At 44.9% G+C, this 828-nt stretch carries 1 protein-coding gene; it reads right to left on the reverse strand.

Going from position 1 to position 828, the window contains the following annotated elements; genetic code table 11:
* Positions 1-34: 34 nt before the first annotated feature.
* Positions 35-828 (reverse strand): metallophosphoesterase family protein (locus tag ACNOHI_RS24690; protein ID WP_420477377.1); only part of this gene is annotated, 794 nt, incomplete at its 5' end.

An 828-nucleotide genomic window follows, 5' to 3' on the forward strand; every position in this document is an offset into this window, starting at 1 on the left:
GATCGTTGTTTCATCGTTGTAGTGGTTACTTCTGCTATTTATCATATGGCAGGTACTGGTTTCTGAATGTTCCGTCGTCAAACAGGTCGATTAATGCAAATCCCGGAGGTGTTTGATGATATACTCCATCCCACCAGTTACCACACACAGCACCATTGCAGAAGTAGCTCACATTATTGTATTCTGCACTGTCTTTCAAATGGATATGTCCGCTTATGCACAACTTTAGATTAGGATGTTGATAAAAAAGGTCCGTTATCTTCCTGGCATCAATATGCATCCAGGCTCCCGGGACATTCCAGTTCAGTCCACTCTTTTCATTTTCGCCGTCAAAGAAAACGCTCACTCCAAGAATGGGAATGTGCGACAAAACCATAACGGGGGTTTTTGAGTCAAGTGACTTTAAATCATGTTGCAACCAGTTGAACTGCTCCTCATCAAGTTTTCCCAGATAGCCCTGACCTGAATCAAGGAAAGTGCTGTCGAGGATAATAAAGTGCCAGCCATTTCTGTCAAAACTATAATAGGGTTTGGCAAGACCGAGCTGATCAGAAGCAAATTTCTTTCGCCCTAAAGGATCGTTCTTAGAGCCCGGCCCTGTCCAGCAGTCATGATTGCCCAGGCAATGGTGTATTGGCAGAGAATTCTCCGCTTTTACCACCCTGTTCCATACATCCCATTGTTGTTTCACGCGTTCTTTACTTTGGTCGAGAGAGTCCATTACATGATCTCCTGTGCTGAATATTACGTCCGGCCGGTCGGGCAGCGAATGGATAAAGCGGAGGCACGCTGCAAATTTCTCAGCAGCATTCTTTTCTGGCTGAATAT

This window comes from Noviherbaspirillum sp. ST9, from assembly GCF_048799745.1.
Lineage (GTDB): Bacteria > Pseudomonadota > Gammaproteobacteria > Burkholderiales > Burkholderiaceae_D > Noviherbaspirillum.